The following is an 18,672-nucleotide window of genomic DNA, read 5'->3' on the forward strand; positions in this document are numbered from 1 at the left end:
GGCCCGCGCCCCACCGCTGGACCGGCCAGCCCTTTTACCCAGGTTGACGGGGAGATCCGACACTGATGCACACCGACCTCGTGGCTGCGCTCGACATCGGCGGAACCAAGATCGCAGGCGCGCTGGTGGACGGCGGCGGCCGGATCGTGGTGCGCGCCCAGCGACCCACGCCCGCCCAGCAGGACGGCGACACCGTGATGCGGGCGGTCGAGGAGGTGATCGGCGAGCTGACCGCGGCGCCGCTGTGGGGCCGCGCGAACGCCGTCGGTATCGGCAGCGCAGGTCCGGTGGACGCCTCCGCGGGCACGGTCAGCCCCGTGAACGTGCCCGGCTGGCGCGACTACCCACTCGTGGAGCGGGTCCGGGCTGCGGCCGGCGGACTGCCCGTCGAGCTGATCGGCGACGGCGTCGCGATCACCGCCGCCGAGCACTGGCAGGGCGCCGCACGAGGCCACGACAACGCGCTGTGCATGGTGGTCTCCACCGGCGTCGGCGGGGGCCTGGTCCTGAACGGCCGCCTTCACCCTGGCCCCACCGGCAACGCGGGCCACATCGGTCACATCAGCGTGGACCTCGACGGCGATCCCTGCCCGTGCGGTGCGCGCGGCTGTGTGGAGCGCATCGCCAGCGGTCCCAACATCGCACGCCGCGCCTTGGAGGCCGGCTGGCGGCCCGGCCCCGACGGCGACACCTCCGCCGCCGCGGTGGCCGCCGCCGCACGCGCCGGCGACCCGGTCGCCGTGGCCTCCTTCGAACGCGCCGCCCAGGCCCTGGCTGCCGGTATCGCGGCCACCGCGACCCTCGTCGAGATCGACATCGCGGTCATCGGCGGGGGAGTGGGCAAGGCGGGCGACGTCCTCTTCTCCCCCCTGCGCAAGGCCCTCGGCGACTACGCGACGCTGTCGTTCGTCCAGGGGCTGAAGGTGATGCCGGCTCAGATGGGCACGGACGCAGGCCTGGTGGGGGCCGCCGCGGCCGCCCTGGCGAGCCGGACGGACGCCACGGCGGCGGGGGTGTGAGCGCCGTCGGCAGGAACGTTCACCCCCGGTCGGACAGGGTCCCACGAGCCGACAGACCCGGGACAGGTGCGTGACCCCGGACCGGGTCCGTCGGTTGAACGGGGCATGAAGAAGCGCAGCATGCTCGCCATCGCCTCCCTCGCCACCGGATTCGTCGTCGCGGCGGTCACCCCCTCCCAGGCCGGCGGTGAAGAGCCGGGCAACCCCAAGGTGGACGACGCCCTCAGCACCCTCGACAAGACCAGCGTGACCGACGGTCCGACCCTGGACGACCGCACCCCCGGCGGGCAGGAGAACTGACGCAGCCGCCACAGCCGCACCGCGAGGCGCCGGCCCCCGGAACGGGGGGTCGGCGCTTCCGCTTGTGCACCCTCAACTGGGCCTGGTTTCCGTGGCAGGGTGGAACGGGCAAGCCACAGGGGTCCAACAGAAGAGGGGGAAACGTGACCGTCGTCTGGATCAACGGCGCGTTCGGTGCGGGGAAGACCACCACCGCACGGGAACTGATCGAACTGATCCCGAACAGCACGCTCTTCGACCCCGAGGTCATCGGCGGCGAACTGACACACCTGCTGCCGGCCAAACGCCTCGCCGAGGTCGGCGACTTCCAGGACCTGCCGATCTGGCGACGCCTCGTCATCGACACCGCGGCAGCGCTGCTCGCCGAACTCGGCGGCACACTCGTCGTGCCCATGACCCTGCTGCGCCAGGAGTACCGCGACGAGATCTTCGGCGGTCTCGCAGCCCGCCGCATCACCGTCCGGCATGTGCTTCTCACCCCGGCCGAAACGATCCTGCGCGACCGAATAGCGAACCGTGAGCTCCCGCCCGACGTGCCCGACGGCGAGATACGCACACGCCAGTGGTCGTACGACCACATCGAGCCGTACAAGGCCGCCCTCGCCTCCTGGCTGACCGCCGACGCCCACCCCATCGACAACGGCGCCCTCGCCCCGTACGAGACCGCCTCCCGTATCGCCGAGGCCGTCGCCTCCGGGGCCGCGCCCGTCTGTGACATCGTGCAGACCCCCGAACCCACCGCCGAGACGCTGGCCGCCGGTGTCCTCCTCTTCGACGAAAAGGGCCGCGTGCTGCTCGTCGACCCCACCTACAAGGCGGGGTGGGAGTTCCCCGGCGGTGTCGTCGAACCCGGCGAGGCGCCCGCCCGGGCCGGCATGCGCGAGGTCGCCGAGGAGACCGGGATCCACCTCGACGACGTACCCCGCCTGCTGGTCGTCGACTGGGAGGCGCCCGCACCGCCCGGCTACGGCGGGCTGCGCCTCCTCTTCGACGGCGGAAGCCTCGACTCCGCCGAGGCCCGTGAGGTGCTGCTGCCCGGACCCGAGCTGCGCGCCTGGCGCTTCGTCACCGAGGAGGAGGCCGCCGGCCTGCTGCCGCCGGTGCGCTACGAGCGGCTGCGCTGGGCACTGCGGGCCCGCGAACGCGGCGCGGCGCTCTACCTGGAGGCCGGGATCCCGGTCGGCTGAGCGCAGCTGTCCGCGCTCAGCCGGGGGCGTGGCGGAGGCCGGTCAGCTCGCCGCGTAGTTGCGCAGGAACACGGCCTCCGCCACCGACAGCCGCTCCAGTTCCTCGGGGGACACGCTCTCGTCCACGGCGTGGATCTGGGCCTCCGGCTCGCTCAGGCCGATGAGGAGGATCTCCGCGCGCGGGTAGAGCGCGGCGAGGGTGTTGCACAGCGGGATCGAGCCGCCCTGCCCCGCGTACTGCATCTCCTGGCCCGGGTATGCCACCGCCATCGCGTCGGCCATCGCCTGGTACGCCGGGCTGGTCGTGTCGGCGCGGAACGCCTGGCCCTGGCCGATCTGCTCGGTGCTCACCCGCGCACCCCACGGCGTGTGGGCCTCGATGTGCGCCTGGAGCAGCTTGGTCGCCTCGGCCGCGTCCTCGCCCGGCGGCACCCGCAGGCTGATCAGCGCCCGGGCGCTCGCCTGCACGGACGGGGTGGCGCCGACGACCGGCGGGCAGTCGATACCGAGCACGGTGACCGCCGGACGCGCCCAGATCCGGTCGGCGACCGTGCCGGAGCCGATCAGACCGACGCCGTCGAGCACCTTGGCGTCCTTGCGGAACTGCTCGTCCTCGTACTGCAGACCCTCCCACCGCGCCTCGGACGTGAGCCCGTCGACCGTCGTCGAACCGTCCTCGGCGCGCAGCGAGTCCAGTACACGGATCAGCGCGGCCAGCGCGTCCGGCGCCGCGCCGCCGAACTGGCCCGAGTGCAGGTTGCCTTCGAGCGTGTCGACCCGCACCCGTACGAGGGTCATGCCCCGCAGGGTCGAGGTCACCGTCGGCAGCCCGACGCGGAAGTTGCCCGCGTCGCCGATGACGATCGTGTCGGCCTCCAGGAGCTCCGGGTGCTCCTCGGTGTACCGCTCCAGGCCGCCCGTGCCCGTCTCCTCGGACCCCTCGGCGATCACCTTGACGTGCACCGGCACGCCGCCGTTCGCCTTGAGCGCGCGCAGCGCCAGCAGGTGCATGATCACGCCGCCCTTGCAGTCGGCGGCACCGCGCCCGTACCAGCGGCCGTCGCGCTCGGTCAGCTCGAAGGGCGGGGTCGTCCAGGCGGCCTCGTCCAGCGGCGGCTGCACGTCGTAGTGCGCGTAGAGCAGGACGGTCTTCGCGCCCTCGGGACCGGGCAGGTAGCCGTACACCGACTGCGTCCCGTCCGGGGTGTCGAGCAGCGCCACGTCCTCGAAGCCCTCGGCGCGCAGCGCGTCCGCCACCCAGCGTGCGGCGCCCTCGCTCTCGCTCCGCGGGAACTGGTCGAAGTCCGCCACCGACTTGAAGGCCACCAGCTCGGTGAGCTCCGCCTTCGCCCTGGGCATCAGCGAGGCGATGGTCTCGGCGACCGGATTCGACGACATGGGCACGCTCCTCGTAGGTGCGACGTTGTACTTCTCGGTACGGGTCTGCGCGGTGGGCCCGTGGTGTGGTGCACGGACATCCGCTGCGGTGCGCACGGATGACCGCGCGCGTGTAGGCGCGTCCTGGTGTGCGGGCGCATACGCTGCCGATCCTCCCACAGCGGTCGGCGGCGATGCCCGCCGTAGGATGCGGGGGACAGATGCGGCAGGCGGCGGATCGGGAGCAGCAGACCATCGTGAGCAGCGAGAACTCTTCGGCGGACGACGACGTGCGGCAGGTGTGGGACGTCGTCGTGGTGGGCGCGGGACCCGCAGGGGCTTCGGCCGCCTACGCGGCGGCGGTCGCGGGACGGCGCGTGCTGTTGCTGGAGAAGGCGGAGCTGCCCCGGTACAAGACGTGCGGCGGCGGGATCATCGGCCCTTCGCGCGACGCGCTGCCGCCCGGCTTCGAACTGCCCCTGCAGGACCGGGTGCACGCGGTGACGTTCTCCCACAACGGACGGTTCACCCGTACCCGGCGCTCCAGGCAGATGCTCTTCGGGCTGGTCAACCGGCCCGAGTTCGACCAGCAGCTCGTCGAGCAGGCCCAGAAGGCGGGCGCCGAACTCCGCACGGGTGTCACGGTGTCGCGGGTCGAGCAGCACGGACCGGCGGTGCCCGACCGGCGTACGGTCGCCGTCGTCCTGCAGGACGGTGAGACGGTGCTGGCACGTGCGGTGGTCGGCGCGGACGGCAGCGCCAGCCGCATAGGAGCCCACGTCGGGGTCAAGCTCGAGCAGGTGGACCTCGGCCTGGAGCTGGAGATCCCGGTTCCGGATACGGTCGCCGAGGACTGGAAGGGGCGCGTCCTCATCGACTGGGGGCCGATTCCCGGGAGTTACGGCTGGGTCTTCCCCAAGGGCGACACACTGACGGTCGGAGTGATCTCCGCACGCGGTGAAGGCGCCGCGACCAAGCGCTACTTGGAGGACTTCGTCGGGCGGCTGGGACTCGCCGGCTTCGAACCGGGCATCTCCTCCGGCCACCTGACCCGGTGCCGCGCAGACGACTCGCCCCTGTCGAGGGGGCGGGTGCTAGTGTGCGGGGACGCGGCGGGGCTGCTGGAGCCGTGGACGCGGGAAGGCATCTCCTTCGCGCTGCGGTCGGGGCGGCTCGCGGGGGAGTGGGCGGTGCGGATCGCCGAGGCGCACGACGCGGTGGACACCCGTAGGCAGGCCCTGAACTACGCGTTCGCGATCAAGGCGGGACTGGGCGTGGAAATGGCCGTCGGCAAGCGCCTGCTGACGGTGTTCGAGCGGCGTCCCGGTCTCTTCCATGCGGCCGTGACCGGGTTCCGGCCCGCATGGAAGGCGTTCATGGACATCACGCGCGGCGCCACGTCCCTGGGCGAGATCGTCCGCAGTCATCCCCTGGCCCAGCGTGCCCTGACCGCGCTGGACCGCCGGCCCACGCCGGGTGGCGAGGTCAGCTCCTGACGCCCGTGGCGTTCGTGTAGGTGATCCGGAAGACGGGGTGGTCGGGGGCGATACGGCGCAGCTCCTCGTCCGAGGAGTCGGGACCGACACCTTTGAAGAAGACGCCGACTTCGGCCTTCCAGCGCTTGAGATAGGCGCGTAGCAGCGCGGGCTTGTCGTCGTCGGCGATCTTGGTCCACGTTCTTGCCGAGCGTCTCTGATCAGCTTGGTGATTCCGTGCCAGGCGTGGTGACTGGTGTGGGATCTGCCCATCGTGGAGGGGTGGCGTGGGCGTGCAGGTGGAAGCCAGCGCCCAGTGCTGCTCCTCGTGGCCGGTGTCGGCTGGTGGTGGGTGTGCTGATCGTCGTCACGCCCTGGTGCCGGTGGGCTGCGCGGGGCAGCCTCGTCCGGTCCGTTGGTGCGTGTCCCTCCGGACGCTTGCCCGCCGGGCCCGAGGGGCTGGTGGGGGAGGGTGCCCTGCGTCGCCTGCGCGCGGGGCGTGTGTTTCGGCGCCGGGTGGGGCCGGTCTTGGACCGGTCGGCCCGGCGAGTCTCGGCGGTCGGGGTGATGACCGCTTTCGTTTCGAGCGTGGCCGCCACCGTGCGGATCACCATCTGCCCGGTGGTCCGGTCGGTGACGGTTCTGGCCTGGTGGGTGAGGCCGCGTGCGGCGATGCGCTGCCATGAGCCGTGGTCGCGGTCACCCTGCCAGCCGCATCGGTCCGGTCGGGGCAGATGGCCCATTTCCAGCCCGTCGTGGTGGGGCGGTCGGGGGCTTTGCGGTGCCGCAGGGGGGTCAGGCACCGGGGGCAGTGCCGGGAGGTGTTGCGGGGCGGGACGGTGACGACGGCGATCCCCGCTTCGGCGGCGAAGTGCCGGATGCGGTCGGCGATCTGGCCGCGCACGGTCTGGGACAGGCGGGTGTTGTGGGTGCGGCCCATGCCGCCCGCTTCCATCGACCGCAGGTCTTCCAGGTAGATGACCGTGGCTCGGACGGCGATGGCCTGGTCCACGGCCCAGCGGGCGGCGGCCCGGGCGAGGGCGTCGTTGAGGTTGGAGCGGCGGTCGCAGACGCGGCGGGTCTCCTCAACCAGCACATTGTGCCTGCCGGTGAGCGGATGACCGGCGGTGTCGCCGATGAGCCGCCGGTACTGGTCGGCCTTGGAGTGCAGGTGTTCCGACAGGCGCCGCAGGCGGTGCTGCCTGGCCAGGATCCCGGCGGCCCGGAACTGGGCGCCGTGCCCGAGCGCGGTGATGTGCCCGTCGTCGTACAGCCGGGCGGCGCCCGCGGGCAGCAGGGTGTTCAGGCCCCAGTCCACGCCGAGGGCCACTGTGTGGCCGCTACGGCGGGCCCTGGGGACGGCGTGGGTGTAGGCCAGGTCGGCGCGCACCTCCCCGCCCGTGATGCGCAGGGTGGGCAGGTGCAGCACCGCACCGGGCGGGACCGTGGGCGGCAGCGTGACGGAGCAGGCCACCCACGTCCAGTCCCGGTAGGAACGCGGGTCGGACCGGGTGGGCAGCTGCAGGCGCAGCAGCGCCCGCTGCGGGTCGTCCTCGCCGCGTTCGAGGGTGGCCTGCTGCCCGTCACACGCCGACAGCAGCAGCATCCGCGCCGCCCGGGGCGGGGCCTCCAGCTCGAACACATCAGCCGGCAGGCGGCCGTTCTTCGCGAGAAAGGCGGTGATCTGCCGGGTGCGCGAGCGGATCACGCTCGACGGGAGATACCGGCCGCCGGGCACCGCCTCCCGCACCCGGTCCCACTCCTCAGGGGTGCGTCGGCCCGAATCACACGGCCACGTCTGAAGGACCGCGGACGTCAGCTCGGCCCGCCAGCCTGCCGAGCGCAGGGCACGCCCGGCCTGTTCCTGGGCCATGCGCACGATCCGGTCATTGACCCTCACGCCCGCGGCCGGGACGGCCGTCCAGCCCAGCCGGCGCAGCGCCATCCACGCGTTCGACGGCAGCTTCCGCCCGCCCGCGTCCAGCACGCCCACATCGGCGGCGTTCCAGTGCCCGGCCAGCAGTCCGGCGGCCATGCCGGACACCAGATCAGCGGCCCAGCCGACCCGCTGCGCCAGCACAGCGGCCGACAGCACCTCACCCGTCTGCTCCACCACGCCCGCCCGCAGCAGACCCCGGGCATAGGCCGTCCGGGCGGTCTCGCCGTCACCGAGCGGCAGCTTCCGGCTCACCAGTCCTCCTTGCCCGCCCGCGGTGCCGTCATCCGAGCAACGACACACCCACGAAAAGGTCACGCATTCGATCCACGCACTCAGATGCGACACCGAGACCGGTACTGGCCACGCGGCACGACACCGACGGACGACACATCGCCACGGACACCAAAGGAAACACACGAGCCTGAGCTCGCCGCCGCCTGCGGCCCGCGTGTGTGCGTCCACGGGATGTGGCCGCGGGGGCGACGAGGTACTGCTGTCCATCCACAGTCAGCAGGTTCACAGGGGTGTTCCGCCACTCGCCGCTCTTGCGGCTGCGGACCGTGAGGACGCGGGAGCCCCAGATGCTGATGCCGCGACGGTCATCCCGGCCACCGCGCGTTTGAAGACATTGACGGTGAACCAGCCGGGCTTCTGGACGTGGGTGGACATGCGGGCTTCCTAAGACCGGGGGCGCGGACGAGCGCGCCCCGTGGACGGCCGGCCCGTCACAGGATGGGCTGCGCCGGCTGCGGATCAGGGAGGCCGGCGAGGTGGGGGAGGTACTTCGCCGGGAGTATGTGTGATCACCTCGCCCGGGTGACGCCGCCGGTGGCGCACGCGGTCTAGCGTGGCGGTCATGGAGGAGCAGCGCATACGGCGGGGCGGACCGCCCATGTGGTGGCGTCACGGGCCGCCGTGGCTGAACCGCTGGGACGAGGAGCGCGCGGTCCGGTGGCCCTGGCGCTCCACGGTGCTCCTGACCGTCTTCGTGCTGACGGGCTCCAACTTCGCCGCGCACGCCCAGGAGGGCGAGCGAGCGGCCATCGACCTCTTCGCGCGCGTGCTGCTGCTCGTGGCCGCGGGACAGTTGCTGTGGCGGCTGCGGTACCCGGTGCCCGTCGTGTTCGGCACCGCGGCGACCGTCGCGGTGTACCTGGGTGCCGGATACCCCTACGGGCCGGTCCTGCTGACCGTCGCCGTCGCCTGTTTCAGTGCGGTCGTCGCGGGCCGGCGCAGGGCTGCCTGGGGCGCTCTCGGGATGCTCTGGGCGGCGCATGTGGTGGTCGCCCACTGGCTCTACCGATGGCTGCCGCCGTCGGGGGACGGGCCCGCCTCCTGGGGGCAGGAAATCGTGATCGCCACCTGGGTGGTGGCGATCGTGGCGCTGTCGGAGCTGGCCCGGATCCGCCGGGAGCAGTGGGCGCGGGAGCGGGCCGAGCGTGCGCAGGCGGCGCGCCGCCGCGCGGACGAGGAGCGGCTGCGGATCGCCCGCGAACTGCACGACGTCCTCGCGCACAGCATCTCCGTCATCAACGTGCAGGCGGGCGTCGGACTGGCGCTGCTCGACACCGACCCCGAGCAGGCGCGCACCGCGCTCACCACCATCAAGGCCGCCAGCAAGGAGGCGCTCGGAGAGGTACGCCAGGTACTTGACACCCTGCGCACGCCGGGGGACGCGCCGCGCGCTCCGGCGCCCGGCCTCGACCGGCTGCCCGAGCTGGTGGAGCAGGCGGCGAGCGCGGGCCTGACCGTGGCGGTCGAGGGTGAGCCGCCCCGCCTCCCGCCGGGCACGGACCTCGCCGCGTTCCGCATCGTCCAGGAGGCCCTCACCAACGTCGTACGGCACTCCGGCTCCCGGCACGCGTGCGTGCACCTCGATCACACTGCCGGTGCACTGCGGCTGCGTATCGACGACGACGGACCGGCGACCGGCGCCGACGCGGGCGGCAGCGGCAACGGACTGGCCGGAATGCGGGAGCGGGCCGCCGCTCTGGGTGGCACGATCGAGGCGGGCCCGCGGTCCGACGGCGGCTTCCGGGTGCTCGCCGTGCTGCCGCTCACCGCGCAGGAGGAGAACCGGTGATCCGCGTACTGCTCGCCGACGACCAGTCACTGGTCCGGGCCGGTTTCCGTGCCCTGCTGGACGCCCAGCCCGACATCGAGGTGGCCGGGGAGGCCTCCGACGGTGCGGAGGCGCTGCGCAAGGTGCGTGAACTGCGGCCCGACGTCGTGCTGATGGACATCCGGATGCCCGCGCTCGACGGCCTCGCCGCGACCCGCCGCATCACCGAGGACGCGGGGCTCGAGGACGTCAAGGTGGTCATGCTGACGACGTTCGAGCTGGACGAGTACGTCTTCGAGGCGATCCGCTCGGGCGCCTCCGGGTTCCTGGTGAAGGACACGGAACCGGAGGAACTCCTGCGCGCGGTACGGGCGGTGGTCGCGGGTGACGCACTGCTCTCACCGGGCGTGACGCGTCGGCTGATCGCCGAGTTCGCGGCCCGCTCCAAGGAGCCCACGGCCGCGGACGCCCTCGCCGAACTCACCGAGCGGGAACGGGAGGTGATGGCCCTGGTGGGCCTCGGCCTGTCCAACGAGGAGATCGCCCGCCGCCTGGTCGTCAGCCCGCTCACCGCCAAGACCCATGTCAGCCGCACGATGGTGAAGTTGGGTGCCCGGGACCGGGCCCAACTGGTCGTGCTGGCCTACGAGTCGGGGCTGGTACGGCCCGGCTGGCTGGGCTGAACCGCGCGCTGGAACCGGACGAGGACGGCGACCACCCGGGCGATGAACAGGACCGGCGCGACAACGAGGCCCGTGCGGACCAGCAACGTCTCCACCACATCGGGCAGTTCGAAGAGCAACGCCGGACCGGCGACCGCCCCGAGGACCACCGCCGCCGCGAACGCCGCACTGCACAGCGCGTACCCGATCTCGACGGTGATCGCATCCCGCTCGGCCTGCGTGCGCCGTCCCCCGTGCCTGGTCATCCGGTAAGTCAAGCAGGCGTGGGCCCGGCGGAGCAACAGCCCCGCCGGGCCCACGCAATGGAGACGGCCCCCTAAGCGGCCTCGGCGAAGTCCGGTCCGATTCGGCAGCACCCCAAAGGGGCGCGGGGAACTGCGCGACCAGCCACGACGCACCCGCAGGTGGCGTACCGGACTTCCAGCGGAGCGCTTAGTCGCGGACCGGCACGCGCTCCGCGTCCGTCTCCTTCACCAGGGACTGGGACTGGGCGACCACCACCGACTGCGTGGCACGTGGGGTGCGCAGCCCCGACAGTGCGATCAGCAGGCCGGCGACGGCGATGACCGTGACCACGATCAGTCCGGGGCGGTAGCTGTCGAGGACGGCCTGCGGTGAGGCGTTCTCCGGGGCGCCCGCGGTGACCACCGCCGTCACGACCGCGAGGAAGATCGCCCCGCCGACCTGCACGGACGTGTTGAGCAGGCCGGAGACCATGCCCTGTTCGTGGTCGTCGACGCCGTTGGTGGCCTGGATGTTGAGCGACGGGAAGACCAGCGCGCAGGCCGCGCCGATCAGCAGCATGCTGGGCAGGATGGCAGCGGCGTAGACCGGGTCGAGATCGACGCCGAGGAACAGCGCGTATCCGACGACCATCAGCGCGAAGCCCACCGCGAGGAGCCGCTGGGTGCCGAACCGGTCGACGATCGAGCCCACCGTCGTCGAGGAGATCGCCACCAGCGCGCCGGCCGGCAGGAAGGCGAGGGCCGTGTGCAGGGCGGACCAGCCGAGCAGTGACTGCATGTACAGCGTGACGATGAACTGGAAGCTCACATACGACCCGAAGAAGGTCATGGCGCCGAGCTGGGCGCGGATCTGGGTACCGGAACGCAGCACGCCGAGCCGGATCAGCGGTCCGGGGGAGCGCCGCTCGACCGCGACGAAGACCGTGAGGAGGACGGCGACGGCGAGGAAGGACAGCAGCGTGCGGGCGGAGGCCCAGCCGACCTCAGGGGCCTGTACGACGGTGAAGACCAGCAGCAGCATCGAGGCGGTGCCGAGAACGGCGCCCGGGATGTCGTAGCCGTTGTGGTCGCGCTCGCGGGAGCTGCGTGGCAGCAGTTTCAGGCCCGCGATCAGGGCGATCAGGGCGATGGGTGCGGGCAGCAGCATGGTCAGGCGCCAGCTGGCCTCGGTGAGCAGGCCGGACAGCACCAGGCCCATCGAGAATCCGGTGGCCGCGCAGGTGGTGTAGATGGACAGGGCCCGGTTGCGCAGCGGGCCCTGCGGGAACGTCGTCGTGATGATCGACAGGCCGGCGGGTGCCGTGAAGGCCGCGCTCAGGCCCTTGATGAAGCGGCTGGCGATCAGCAGCGGGCCGGAGTCGACGAGGCCGCCGAGCAGCGAGGCGAGCGCGAAGACGCCCAGGGCCACCAGGAACACCTGGCGTCGGCCGAGCAGGTCGGCGGTGCGGCCGCCGAGCAGGAGCAGACCGCCGTAGCCCAGGATGTAGCCGCTGACGATCCATTGCAGTGCCGAGGTGGACAGGCCGAGGTCGGAGCCGATGGACGGCAGGGCGACGCCGACCATCGACACGTCCAGGGCGTCGAGGAACATCGCGGCGCAGAGCACCAGCAGGGTGCCCCACAGTCGGGGGGTCCAGCGTCCCTCGGACGCGGAAGTGGTGAGCGGAGAGGTCATGCCTCAGCACACTACATGCGCATGCATTGATTGCAAGCACATTTAATGCCCGTGCAATTAATTTACTTCTCTGCTACCGTGCGGCCATGGCGACGAAAAGCGCCGAGCCGGCGCTTGTGGAGCAGTGGCGGGGCATCCTCGCACTGCATGCGCGCACGCAGTGCGAGATCGACCGTGCCCTGCACCAACACGGCCTGTGCGCCAGTGATTTCGAGGTGCTCGACGTCCTGGCCGGCGGCGACGCGGCGGACGGCGTCTGCGCGTACCGCGTCCAGGAGATCTCCGAGCGCGTCCATCTCACCCAGAGCGCGCTGTCGCGGCTGATCGCGCGGCTGGAGAAGGACGGGCTCGTCGAACGCACGATGTGCCCGGAGGACCGTCGCGGCGTCCGAGTGGCGCTCACCGGCAAGGGCCGCGCCCTGCACGGTGAGGTGCTGCCGGTGCAGCGGGCGGTGCTGACCCGGATGCTGGCGGGCGGCTCGGCCGGCTGACGCTCCGGAGCGGGGATCAGCTTCAGACGACGGCCGACTTCTCCCGCCACAGGTCGGCCAGCGAGGTGTCACCGGTGACGCCGGGGAACGGCGACCGGTTCCACAGCGCCAGGTAGAGCCGCGCGGCCGGTCCGGCCAGTTCACAGTCGGCGGCACCTGCGTCGCTCCGCTCCGTCACGGGTGGTTCGGGCGACAGCCGTACGGTCCACACCGCGTCGTCCGCGTCCGTCGCCCGCACCCGCAGCACCCGGGACATGTCGGTGCGGAGCCTGCTCTTGCTGCGGGCGTGGAACCCGCGCAGCAGCTCGTCGATGCCGTCCACCGCGAAGTCGACGGTGATCTCCTCGCCCGTACCGCCGCGCGCCGCCTCCGCGTCGACCCGGTGCACGGTCGTCTCGTGCGCCTGCCGCCTGGCCCAGAACGCGAGCGGCGACGGGGCGGGCAGGAAGTGCCAGCAAGCGACATCGGGTCGGGCGGCGGTGAGGGTGTCGACGAGCCGGCGGTGCCCCTCGCGGAACCAGGCCACGAGGTCGGCGCCGTCGAGGTCGGGGAGCTCCTCGCCGGGGTGGTACGAGGTGCGCGCCTCGGCGACGAACGCCGTCGCCCAGCGGTGCACCATGCCCGTGTGCCGCAGCAGGTCCTTCACCTGCCAGTCCGGGCAGGTCGGCACCTTGGCCTCGGTGCCGGCCTCCGTGGCAGCCAGGGCCAGGACGCGGCCCTCCCGGTCGAGTGTGCGGACGAAGTCGGCGATCTGCATGGTGCCGAGTCTGCCGCATGGAGCGGGGTCGAAGGGAAGAAGACGTATGACCGGCTGCTGCGGAGCTACAGGCTGGACACGATCCGACGCCCGGTCATGCTCAGGGGCTCGATGCTCACCCACACATCCCGCCGGCCGCCGACCCAAGGGGCGCTGTACGCCTGCCTCTCCAGTCGGCTCACCGCGTCGGGATCCGTCACGGCCCGGGCGTGGCCGCGTACCAGCACACTCCAGCCCTGGCTGAGTGCGTCGTCGACGTGGTCGACCTCGAAGGCGACCTGGGTGTCGACAGCCCGCCAGGGTGTCGCGCCGGGGGCGGTCCTGAAGACGATCGCACCGTCGACGACGCTGTAGTTGACGGGGACGACAACCGGCCCCGGGGTGTCGGGCACCACGACCCTCCCCACGCCGTGCGTCGACAGCAGCGCCCGGCACTCCTGGGCGCTCAGCTCCACGAACACGGGGGCGCGTGCGGCCTGCCCGAGGCCTGTCGGCAGGTCGGCGCGGCCACCGGTGAGCTCGTTCAGAGAGGTTCCCAAGCTGCCCGCCAGCTTGCGAAGGACGCCCGTACCCGGCAGTGCGGTGGGGCACTCCTCCAGATACTGCAGGTAGCTCGGCGGTACGCCCGCCCGCGCGGCCGTTTCGTGCAGCGTCAGGCCGGCTTCGGCGCGTCGCCGGGCGAGGCGGCGTCCGAGGTCGCCCGGCCGGAGTCCCTCAGCGGGGCTCACCAGGTTCGGCGATGTCTGCTTGGTCATGTCCTCACGTCCTCTCGTCGCGCCGCCTGCGTACTCCCTCGGGGTTCGCCGGAGGGGTCGGGCACCGGACGGGCGTGGATGCGGTGCCAGGAAGCTCCGCAGGTTCAGTGTGGCCTGGGCAAGTGGCATCCGCTTGGGTCGAAAGGTCCTTATTTGTCCGAGCGGGTGGGTCGAAAGGTCCGATCGCTGGGACGGGGTCCCGTTGGGTCCCACGAAGTACCATCGGCAGGGCCGACCGGCCCTTCCGTACACCGGCCCGTCCGGCTTGTCTCAGACCATGTCCGAAACCCGTACCGGACCCTGGGCCGGGACACCGAGCGCCTCATGGTCGGCGGTGTCTCCGCCGACCCCCAGATCGTCGCCGACGAGATCGTCCGTGTGATCGGTCTTCCCGCCGGGCGGCGCCCACGGCGCTGCGTCGCCGACGGCTCCGACTACGGCGCCGAGATCGTCAACGGCGCCGCGGAGGAACTGCGCCTGCGCCTGGCCCGCCGCATGGGCGTCGTCGGCCTGCTGCAGCCCGCATGGCACCCGGCCCTCAGCGGCTGAGCCGCGCGGCCCCGTCCCTTTCCGATCTTCCACCAAGGAGAACCACCATGACCATCGCGACCCGCAAGCTCGGGACCAGCGGCCCGGAGGTGTCCGCCATCGGCCTGGGCGCCATGGGCATGTCCGATCTGTACGGGCCCGCCGACGACGCCGAGAGCATTGCCACCCTGCACGCCGCGATCGACGCGGGCCTGAACCTCATCGACACCGCCGACTTCTACGGATCGGGCGCCAACGAGATGCTCATCGCCCGCGCGCTGAAGGGGCGCAGGCGTGACGAGGTCGTGCTGAGCGTCAAGTTCGGCTCCCGCCGCACCCCCGACGGGGGCTTCCAGCCCGTCCCCTACGACGTCTCCCCGGCCGCGGTCAAGGACCGCCTCGCCTACTCCCTGCGGCGGCTGGACACCGACTACATCGACATCTACCGCGCCCCGTCCGCCTCAACCCGGACATCCCCGTCGAGGAGACCGTCGGCGCGCTCGCGGAGATGCAACAGGCAGGCTTCATCAGGCACATCGGTCTGTCCGAGGTCGGCGCGGACACCATCCGCCGCGCCGCGGCCGTCGCGCCCATCAGCGACGTACAGATCGAGTACTCGCTGCTCTCCCGCGGCCCGGAAGCCTCCATCATTCCGACGCTGCGCGAGCTCGGCATCGGTCTGACCGCCTACGGCGTGCTCTCCCGCGGCCTGCTCAGCGGCCACTGGACCGCCGTGCGGAACCTGGGCGCCGACGACTTCCGCGCCCACAGCCCACGCTTCCAGGGCGAAAACCTCGAGGCCAACCTCCGCCTGGTCGAGGCGCTGGGGCGCGTGGCCGAACGCCTGGGCGCCACCACCGGCCAGGTCGCCATCGCCTGGGTGGCGGCCCAGGGCCAGGACATCGTCCCTCTGGTCGGCCCGCCGACGAGAGCGTCTGGCCGAATCCCTCGACGCCGCCGGCCTCGTCCTCGACTCCGACGCCCTCACCCAGATCGAAGCAGCGGTCCCCGCCGGGGCCGCCGCCGGTGAACGCTACGCGGCCCCTCTCATAGCCACCCTCGACAGCGAACGCTGACCTGCCCCGCAACCGACACAGGCCCACCCCGGCCACACAACACTTCACCGAAGGACGGATCACCATGACCGACAGCTCCACCACCCGCACCGCCCTGGTCACCGGCGGCTCCGGCGGCATCGGCCGCGCCGTCGTCGAGCGCCTCGCCAAGGACGGCATCGCCGTCGGCGTCCACTACGCCGGCAACAAGGCCCGCGCCGACGAGACGGTCGCCGCGGTCACCGCGGCGGGCGGCCGGGCGATCGCGGTTGGCGGTGACATCGCCGACGAGCATGCCATGACGGAGGCGTTCGACGCCGTGGAGCGGGAGTTCGGCGGGATCGACGTCGAACGTCGCCGACCGCATCCGCCGCGAGTTCCTCACCCGGGTCGGCCTCGCCGACCTGCTCACCGTGCACCCGGCGAACGCGTCCGAGGGGCCCGGCGCGATCGTGGCGTAGTCCCCGAGCGCCGCCTCGCACCGGACAACAAACCAACCCCGGGTCACGAATCCGGGATTTCAAACTGACGCCGTGGTCATTCCAGCGGAGGGCCGCACCGGAGCGTCCTGCTCCGGTGCGGCCCTCTGTCGGCCCCGCGGGTCACGCCTTGCCGAGGGCGCCGCGCAGGGTGGCGATGGCCTGGGCGATCGCTGCCTGGGCCGCGTGGGTCTCGCGCAGGGCGTTGAGCATGACGAAGTCGTGGATGACGCCCTGGTAACGCACGGCGGTGACGGGTACGCCGGCCTCGCGCAGCTTGTTGGCGTAGGCCTCGCCCTCGTCCCGCAGCACGTCGGCCTCGCCGATGATGACCAGGGCCGGGGGCAGGTCCTTGAGCTGCTCGATGGTGGCGCGCAGCGGGGAGGCGGTGATCTGGGCGCGTTCGGCCTCGTCGGTGGTGTACTGGTCCCAGAACCACTGCATGCCGTCGCGGCGCAGGAAGTAGCCTTCTGCGAACTGGTGGTAGGACGGCGTGTCGAAGTTCGCGTCCGTCACGGGGTAGAACAGCACCTGCTGCACCAGCGGAACGCCGCCGCGCTCCTTCGCCATCAGGGTCAGCGCGGCCGTCATGTTGCCGCCCACAGAGTCGCCGGCAACGGCAAGCCGCGTGCCGTCGAGGTTCTTGGACGCGCCCTGATCCACAACCCACTTCGCGACGGCGAAGTTCTGCTCGATCGCGACCGGGTAGCGGGCCTCGGGCGACAGGTCGTACTCGGGGAACACCACTGCGGCGTTCGCGCCGACGGCGAGTTCCCGCACCAGACGGTCGTGGGTGTGAGCGTTGCCGAAGACCCAGCCCGCGCCGTGGATGTAGATGATCACCGGGAGGGCGCCGGTCGCGCCGACGGGCTTGACGATACGCGCCCGGACGCTGCCCGTCGGACGCCGGAGACGGTGATCCACTCCTCGTCGATCGCCGGCTTGTCGACGTCGCCGGACTGCACCTCGTCGACGGCCTTGCGCCCCTCCGCCGGAGGCAGGTCAAAGAGGTAGGGCGGGTTGGCGGTCGCCTCCGCGAACGCTGCGGCGGCGGGCTCCAGGACGGGCTGCGTGAGGGACTCGGACATGGCTGACTCCTGAGGGGATTTGTGTGAGGGGATCGGTTGCGCCGGGCCGGGGCGATGACGGGTCCCGGCCCGGCCGTGTTCGCGCCCGGCTGCCTGCCGGAACGCGCCACGGCTTCGGGCTTCCTGGGGCAGAGTGCGGGCGTGGTGGATGCGCCCTGTGATGAGCGGGACCGCCCGGTTGGGTGTCCGCACACCAGGGGGAGGCCCCGCCCTGGGTCTTGTTTGCCCCAGGGCGCTGGTTGGGGGGGGTGGCTTGCGGTCGGAGTGGGGTGCCGACCACTGCAGTGCGGTTGTCCGCTCGTGCTGGGTGTGAGGGCGCCGGGCACGGGGCCTGGATGCCCGGATGCGGTCGCGCTCCTGGCCGGCCGCCGGGTGGGGGTTTTAGAGCCCGAGGTCGGACAGGCCCGGGTGGTCGTCGGGTCGGCGGCCCAGCGGCCAGTGGTACTTGCGCTCCTCCTCGGCGATCGGCAGGTCGTTGATGCTCGCGTGGCGCACGCGCATGAGGCCGTTGTCGTCGAACTCCCAGTTCTCGTTGCCGTAGGCGCGGAACCACTGGCCGGAGTCGTCGCGGTACTCGTAGGCGAACCGCACCGCGATGCGGTTCCCGTCGAACGCCCACAGCTCCTTGATGAGGCGGTAGTCCAGTTCCCGGTTCCACTTGCGGGTCAGGAACTTCACGATCTCGTCGCGGCCGGTGACGAACTCCGCGCGGTTGCGCCAGCGCGAGTCGGGCGTGTAGGCGAGGGCGACCTTCTCGGGGTCGCGGGTGTTCCAGCCGTCTTCGGCCTGGCGGACCTTGCTGATCGCCGTTTCCCGGGTGAACGGCGGGAACGGGGGACGCTGCTCGGACATGACGCACTCCTCTGGGAAGCCCTACGGCAGTGAGAACGGTCGTTCTCGCGATGTCCCCTACACTAGGAGAACGATGGTTCTCATGCAAGGGGCAGAAACGTTGGACACCGAGCTGGCACGCGAGCGCATCCTGGACGCCGCCGAAGACCTCTTCTATGCCCGAGGCATCCAAGCCGTCGGCATGGACGTGATCCGCGACGCCTCGGGCGTCACGCTGCGGCGCCTCTATCAGCTGTTCCCCTCCAAGGGCGACCTCGTCGAGGCCTACCTGGCCCGCAGGGATACCCGCTGGCTCCAAAGCCTTGCCGCCCATGTCGACACGGCCGCGGAAACTCCAAAGGAGCGGCTGCTCGCCGTCTTCGACTGGCTGGAGGACTGGTTCACCCAGGCCGACTTCCACGGCTGCGCCTTCATCAACTCCTTCGGAGAGCTGGGCGGCACATCACCCCAGGTCGGCGCCTTGGCCCGGCACCACAAGGACGCCTTCCACGCCTACCTGCGGGAACTGGCAACAGCTGCGGGAGCAGCAGCAGATACCGGCACCCAGATCGCCCTGCTGGCCGAGGGAGCCATGACCACCGCCGCCATCTCAGGCACACCCGCACCGGCCCGCCAAGCCAAGCAGGCGGCGCAACTTCTGCTGACGCCCGACACACGCCACGTCGCCTTCCCTTCGTAGCGGGGAGTCGTCGGCGCCTTCGCGGT

Annotated in this window: 16 protein-coding genes and 5 pseudogenes; 11 read left to right on the forward strand and 10 right to left on the reverse strand. The window is 71.8% G+C overall.

Annotated elements, in window-relative coordinates; all coding sequences use genetic code 11:
• The first annotated feature begins 65 nt into the window (after positions 1-65).
• The 3 genes from ACFVJQ_RS09025 (at position 66) to ACFVJQ_RS09035 (ending at position 2,506) form a co-directional block, all read left to right on the forward strand.
• Complete coding sequence (locus ACFVJQ_RS09025) at positions 66-1,019, forward strand: ROK family protein (RefSeq protein ID WP_385782102.1); 954 nt, start codon at positions 66-68, stop codon at positions 1,017-1,019.
• Positions 1,020-1,124: 105 nt separating this feature from the next.
• Positions 1,125-1,319: a hypothetical protein gene (locus ACFVJQ_RS09030; RefSeq protein ID WP_385508860.1), complete on the forward strand. Its 195-nt coding sequence runs from the start codon at positions 1,125-1,127 to the stop codon at positions 1,317-1,319.
• Between the two features lie 143 nt (positions 1,320-1,462).
• Positions 1,463-2,506 carry an NUDIX domain-containing protein gene (locus ACFVJQ_RS09035; protein WP_385508859.1) on the forward strand — a complete coding sequence of 348 codons (1,044 nt, stop codon included), beginning with the start codon at positions 1,463-1,465 and terminating at the stop codon, positions 2,504-2,506.
• A gap of 42 nt (positions 2,507-2,548) precedes the next feature.
• Here the strand turns inward: ACFVJQ_RS09035 and ACFVJQ_RS09040 are convergent, their stop codons facing one another.
• Entirely contained in the window at positions 2,549-3,904 is a 1,356-nt protein-coding gene (locus ACFVJQ_RS09040; RefSeq protein WP_385508858.1) for a dipeptidase, read from the reverse strand.
• A 236-nt stretch (positions 3,905-4,140) separates the two neighbouring features.
• Between ACFVJQ_RS09040 and ACFVJQ_RS09045 the strand changes: the two genes are divergently transcribed.
• Positions 4,141-5,379 (forward strand): geranylgeranyl reductase family protein, encoded by a 1,239-nt coding sequence (locus tag ACFVJQ_RS09045; RefSeq protein ID WP_385508856.1) that lies wholly within the window; start codon positions 4,141-4,143, stop codon positions 5,377-5,379.
• Here ACFVJQ_RS09045 and ACFVJQ_RS09050 read toward each other — a convergent pair.
• The 3 genes and pseudogenes from ACFVJQ_RS09050 to ACFVJQ_RS09060 form a co-directional block, all read right to left on the reverse strand.
• Positions 5,369-5,560, reverse strand: a pseudogene (locus ACFVJQ_RS09050) (deazaflavin-dependent nitroreductase); the annotation flags it as partial. The gene ACFVJQ_RS09045 and the pseudogene ACFVJQ_RS09050 overlap by 11 nt on opposite strands.
• A 405-nt stretch (positions 5,561-5,965) precedes the next feature.
• Entirely contained in the window at positions 5,966-7,549 is a 1,584-nt protein-coding gene (locus ACFVJQ_RS09055) for a transposase (protein WP_385782255.1), read from the reverse strand.
• A gap of 165 nt (positions 7,550-7,714) precedes the next feature.
• A pseudogene (locus tag ACFVJQ_RS09060) lies at positions 7,715-7,966 on the reverse strand (deazaflavin-dependent nitroreductase); the annotation flags it as partial.
• 187 nt (positions 7,967-8,153) lie between these two features.
• On the opposite strand from ACFVJQ_RS09060, the gene ACFVJQ_RS09065 reads away from it, so the two are divergent.
• Positions 8,154-9,380, forward strand: a complete 1,227-nt coding sequence (locus ACFVJQ_RS09065; RefSeq protein WP_385782106.1) for a sensor histidine kinase — start codon at positions 8,154-8,156, stop codon at positions 9,378-9,380.
• Complete coding sequence (locus ACFVJQ_RS09070) at positions 9,377-10,042, forward strand: response regulator (RefSeq protein WP_385508853.1); 666 nt, start codon at positions 9,377-9,379, stop codon at positions 10,040-10,042. The genes ACFVJQ_RS09065 and ACFVJQ_RS09070 overlap by 4 nt, the downstream gene beginning before the upstream one ends.
• Here ACFVJQ_RS09070 and ACFVJQ_RS09075 read toward each other — a convergent pair.
• Both ACFVJQ_RS09075 and ACFVJQ_RS09080 read right to left on the reverse strand, forming a co-directional pair.
• Positions 10,003-10,287 (reverse strand): DUF6332 family protein, encoded by a 285-nt coding sequence (locus ACFVJQ_RS09075; protein ID WP_224739576.1) that lies wholly within the window; start codon positions 10,285-10,287, stop codon positions 10,003-10,005. The two genes, ACFVJQ_RS09070 and ACFVJQ_RS09075, sit on opposite strands and share 40 nt — an antisense overlap.
• Positions 10,288-10,474: 187 nt before the next feature.
• Entirely contained in the window at positions 10,475-11,962 is a 1,488-nt protein-coding gene (locus ACFVJQ_RS09080; RefSeq protein ID WP_385508852.1) for an MFS transporter, read from the reverse strand.
• Between the two features lie 86 nt (positions 11,963-12,048).
• Here ACFVJQ_RS09080 and ACFVJQ_RS09085 point away from each other — a divergent pair, with 86 nt between their 5' ends.
• Positions 12,049-12,453, forward strand: a complete 405-nt coding sequence (locus tag ACFVJQ_RS09085; RefSeq protein WP_385508851.1) for a MarR family winged helix-turn-helix transcriptional regulator — start codon at positions 12,049-12,051, stop codon at positions 12,451-12,453.
• Between the two features lie 22 nt (positions 12,454-12,475).
• Here the strand turns inward: ACFVJQ_RS09085 and ACFVJQ_RS09090 are convergent, their stop codons facing one another.
• Both ACFVJQ_RS09090 and ACFVJQ_RS09095 read right to left on the reverse strand, forming a co-directional pair.
• On the reverse strand, positions 12,476-13,210 hold the full coding sequence (locus tag ACFVJQ_RS09090) for a maleylpyruvate isomerase family mycothiol-dependent enzyme (RefSeq protein ID WP_385782110.1): 735 nt from the start codon (positions 13,208-13,210) through the stop codon (positions 12,476-12,478).
• Positions 13,211-13,275: 65 nt separating this feature from the next.
• Positions 13,276-13,965, reverse strand: coding sequence for a pyridoxamine 5'-phosphate oxidase family protein (locus ACFVJQ_RS09095; protein WP_385782113.1), 690 nt, complete (start codon positions 13,963-13,965; stop codon positions 13,276-13,278).
• Between the two features lie 324 nt (positions 13,966-14,289).
• Here ACFVJQ_RS09095 and ACFVJQ_RS09100 point away from each other — a divergent pair, with 324 nt between their 5' ends.
• From ACFVJQ_RS09100 to ACFVJQ_RS09110, 3 genes and pseudogenes are all read left to right on the forward strand, one after another.
• Positions 14,290-14,514, forward strand: coding sequence for a hypothetical protein (locus ACFVJQ_RS09100; protein WP_385782117.1), 225 nt, complete (start codon positions 14,290-14,292; stop codon positions 14,512-14,514).
• Between the two features lie 47 nt (positions 14,515-14,561).
• Positions 14,562-15,569: pseudogene (locus ACFVJQ_RS09105) on the forward strand (aldo/keto reductase).
• Between the two features lie 64 nt (positions 15,570-15,633).
• A pseudogene (locus ACFVJQ_RS09110) lies at positions 15,634-15,897 on the forward strand (SDR family NAD(P)-dependent oxidoreductase); the annotation flags it as partial.
• A 253-nt stretch (positions 15,898-16,150) separates the two neighbouring features.
• Here ACFVJQ_RS09110 and ACFVJQ_RS09115 read toward each other — a convergent pair.
• Together ACFVJQ_RS09115 and ACFVJQ_RS09120 are read right to left on the reverse strand one after the other, a co-directional pair.
• Positions 16,151-17,115 (reverse strand): annotated as a pseudogene (locus ACFVJQ_RS09115) (alpha/beta hydrolase).
• A 381-nt stretch (positions 17,116-17,496) separates the two neighbouring features.
• Positions 17,497-17,967 carry a DUF1348 family protein gene (locus tag ACFVJQ_RS09120; RefSeq protein ID WP_385508847.1) on the reverse strand — a complete coding sequence of 157 codons (471 nt, stop codon included), beginning with the start codon at positions 17,965-17,967 and terminating at the stop codon, positions 17,497-17,499.
• 82 nt (positions 17,968-18,049) lie between these two features.
• Here ACFVJQ_RS09120 and ACFVJQ_RS09125 point away from each other — a divergent pair, with 82 nt between their 5' ends.
• The gene (locus ACFVJQ_RS09125; RefSeq protein ID WP_385508846.1) at positions 18,050-18,646 is read left to right on the forward strand and encodes a TetR/AcrR family transcriptional regulator; all 597 of its coding nucleotides are present in this window, start codon (positions 18,050-18,052) and stop codon (positions 18,644-18,646) included.
• The last annotated feature ends 26 nt before the right edge of the window (positions 18,647-18,672 follow it).

Source organism: Streptomyces sp. NPDC127197, from assembly GCF_042672405.1.
Classification (GTDB): domain Bacteria; phylum Actinomycetota; class Actinomycetes; order Streptomycetales; family Streptomycetaceae; genus Streptomyces; species Streptomyces flavusporus.

Bases quoted from the DNA above. Each gene is read 5' to 3' on its own strand.
- ACFVJQ_RS09095 (WP_385782113.1), bottom strand. From the start codon at position 13,965: ATGACCAAGCAGACATCGCCGAACCTGGTGAGCCCCGCTGAGGGACTC.
- ACFVJQ_RS09100 (WP_385782117.1), top strand. From the start codon at position 14,290: ATGGTCGGCGGTGTCTCCGCCGACCCCCAGATCGTCGCCGACGAGATC.
- ACFVJQ_RS09085 (WP_385508851.1), top strand. From the start codon at position 12,049: ATGGCGACGAAAAGCGCCGAGCCGGCGCTTGTGGAGCAGTGGCGGGGC.
- ACFVJQ_RS09080 (WP_385508852.1), bottom strand. From the start codon at position 11,962: ATGACCTCTCCGCTCACCACTTCCGCGTCCGAGGGACGCTGGACCCCC.
- ACFVJQ_RS09040 (WP_385508858.1), bottom strand. From the start codon at position 3,904: ATGTCGTCGAATCCGGTCGCCGAGACCATCGCCTCGCTGATGCCCAGG.
- ACFVJQ_RS09065 (WP_385782106.1), top strand. From the start codon at position 8,154: ATGGAGGAGCAGCGCATACGGCGGGGCGGACCGCCCATGTGGTGGCGT.
- ACFVJQ_RS09030 (WP_385508860.1), top strand. From the start codon at position 1,125: ATGAAGAAGCGCAGCATGCTCGCCATCGCCTCCCTCGCCACCGGATTC.
- ACFVJQ_RS09075 (WP_224739576.1), bottom strand. From the start codon at position 10,287: ATGACCAGGCACGGGGGACGGCGCACGCAGGCCGAGCGGGATGCGATC.
- ACFVJQ_RS09125 (WP_385508846.1), top strand. From the start codon at position 18,050: ATGCAAGGGGCAGAAACGTTGGACACCGAGCTGGCACGCGAGCGCATC.
- ACFVJQ_RS09120 (WP_385508847.1), bottom strand. From the start codon at position 17,967: ATGTCCGAGCAGCGTCCCCCGTTCCCGCCGTTCACCCGGGAAACGGCG.
- ACFVJQ_RS09090 (WP_385782110.1), bottom strand. From the start codon at position 13,210: ATGCAGATCGCCGACTTCGTCCGCACACTCGACCGGGAGGGCCGCGTC.
- ACFVJQ_RS09025 (WP_385782102.1), top strand. From the start codon at position 66: ATGCACACCGACCTCGTGGCTGCGCTCGACATCGGCGGAACCAAGATC.